This is a genomic window from Streptomyces sp. NPDC058964 (genome assembly GCF_042741275.1).
Lineage (GTDB): Bacteria > Actinomycetota > Actinomycetes > Streptomycetales > Streptomycetaceae > Streptomyces.
Window position 1 is genome coordinate 1 of the sequence record NZ_JBHYKH010000821.1, and the last position, 2467, is coordinate 2467.

The following is a 2467-nucleotide window of genomic DNA, read 5'->3' on the forward strand; positions in this document are numbered from 1 at the left end:
CGGCGACGACGAGCTCCGTGCCGGCGGCCCGGGGAGAGACCGTCGCGGTGCCCCCAGAGCGGTTGGTGGCATCGAGCATCCGGCGACACTAACCGACAATGTGTGTGATCGCCGTATGGTTCGTCCCATGAACGTGACCGGCGCGGGCCCGGCGGGCCCACCGCGCAGTGTGCTCGCCGACACCGTGCTGGAGCGGCTCACCATCGCCTACACCGCCGCGGCCGACGCCGAGCGGGCCGCATCCATGCGGGCCTACATGAAGGACGTGACGCCCTTCCTCGGCATCCCCACCCCCGCCCGCCGCGTCCTGACCCGCACCGTCCTCGCGGGCACCCCGCGCCCCGACGAGGCCGACTGCACGGCGATCGCGCTGCGCTGCTGGGCCCTGCCTGAGCGGGAGTACCACTACTTCGCCGTGGACTACGTGCGCCGCCACACGGGACGCTGTACGTCGGGTTTCCTGCCGGTGACCCGGCACCTGGTCACCACCGTCCCCTGGTGGGACACCGTCGACCTGCTCGCCGCGCACGTCGTCGGCGCGCTCGTCGCCGCCGACCCGAAACTGCTCGACGACATGGACCGGTGGATCACGGACGACGACCTGTGGGTCGCCCGCACCGCCCTCCTCCACCAACTGCGCTACAAGGAACGCACCGACACCGGCCGGCTCTTCTCCTACTGCCTGCTCCAGTCCGGTCACACCGACTTCTTCATCCGCAAGGCGATCGGCTGGTGCCTGCGCGAGTACGCCAAGACGGACCCGGAGGCCGTAAGGTCCTTCCTCGCCCGTGAGCGGGGGAGGTTCGCGCCGCTGACCGTCCGCGAGGCGCTGAAGAACATCGGCGCCTGAGGCGGCCCGCCGGCCGCAACGGCCCGGGGAAGAGCCTGGGGAAAACCATTCGACGCAAGACGGGGGGTCGGCGATGATCGACGTCATGTTCCGGTACGCCTTCGTCCTCGCAGCATCCGCGGTCGCGGATGCTCCGAAGGCTGCCGTCCCGATCTTCCTGGCCGCTGTCGACGGCGCCCGAAGCTGACCCTCTCCGGATCGTCCGGCGGACCCCGCAGGGGGAGGGTCGGCCAGTCCTTGGGGTCCCCACCGCCACTTACGAGGCTTCGAGGTACAGCCATGCCCAAGACGGCTTACGTGCGCACCAAACCGCACCTGAACATCGGCACGATGGGTCACGTCGACCACGGCAAGACCACCCTGACCGCGGCCATCACCAAGGTGCTGGCCGAGCGCGGCAGCGGCACCTTCGTGCCGTTCGACCGCATCGACCGCGCCCCGGAGGAGGCCGCCCGCGGCATCACCATCAACATCGCGCACGTCGAGTACGAGACCGACACCCGGCACTACGCGCATGTGGACATGCCGGGCCACGCCGACTACGTCAAGAACATGGTCACCGGAGCCGCGCAGCTCGACGGGGCGATCCTCGTCGTCTCCGCGCTCGACGGGATCATGCCGCAGACCGCCGAACACGTCCTGCTCGCCCGGCAGGTGGGTGTCGACCACATCGTCGTCGCCCTCAACAAGGCCGACGCCGGCGACGAGGAGCTCACCGACCTGGTGGAGCTGGAGGTGCGGGAGCTGCTCACCGCGCAGGGCTACGGCGGCGACTCCGTACCCGTCGTACGGGTCTCCGGCTTGAAGGCGCTGGAGGGCGACCCGCGCTGGACGGCGTCGATCGAGGCGCTGCTCGACGCGGTGGACACCTATGTGCCCATGCCCGAGCGGTATCTCGACGCGCCGTTCCTGCTCCCGGTCGAGAACGTGCTTACCATCACCGGCCGGGGCACCGTCGTGACCGGCGCGGTCGAGCGCGGCACGGTCCGGGTCGGTGACCGGGTCGAGGTGCTCGGCGCGGACGTCGAGACCGTCGTGACCGGACTGGAGACCTTCGGCAAGCCGATGGAGGAGGCCCAGGCCGGGGACAACGTGGCGCTGCTGCTGCGCGGCGTCGCCCGCGACACGGTGCGCCGGGGACACGTGGTCGCCGCACCCGGCACCGTCGTACCGGCACGGCGGTTCACGGCGCGGGTGTACGTGCTGTCGGGGCGCGAGGGCGGTCGTACGACGCCGGTCGCCACGGGCTACCGGCCGCAGTTCTACATCCGGACCGCCGACGTGGTCGGGGACGTGGACCTCGGTGAGGCGGCCGTCGCCCGGCCCGGGGACACGGTCACGATGACCGTGGAGCTGGGGCGGGAGGTGCCGCTGGAGACCGGGCTCGGGTTCGCCGTCCGTGAGGGCGGGCGGACCGTGGGGGCGGGCACCGTGACGGCCGTCGCCTGAGGCGGCCCCCGGGCACGGGCGGCGCGTGACACGGCCGGCTCCCGACGCGGCCGGGGGTTGGCACAATGGGCAGGTGAACGAAGCCATACCCGTCACCCGCGTCACCGACCACGGCACCGCCAAGCTCATGCCCGACGTCGACCGGGAACGGGCCTGGCTGCTCACCGT

2 protein-coding genes and 1 pseudogene are annotated in these 2467 nt (G+C 71.5%); all 3 read left to right on the forward strand.

Going from position 1 to position 2467, the window contains the following annotated elements:
* Positions 1-127: 127 nt before the first annotated feature.
* On the forward strand, positions 128-850 hold the full coding sequence (locus ACFW2E_RS45190; protein ID WP_384477537.1) for a DNA alkylation repair protein: 723 nt from the start codon (positions 128-130) through the stop codon (positions 848-850).
* Positions 851-1129: 279 nt separating this feature from the next.
* The gene (gene tuf, locus ACFW2E_RS45195) at positions 1130-2299 is read left to right on the forward strand and encodes an elongation factor Tu (RefSeq protein ID WP_384477540.1); all 1170 of its coding nucleotides are present in this window, start codon (positions 1130-1132) and stop codon (positions 2297-2299) included.
* Positions 2300-2372: 73 nt separating this feature from the next.
* Positions 2373-2467: pseudogene (locus ACFW2E_RS45200) on the forward strand (spermidine synthase-like protein); the annotation flags it as partial.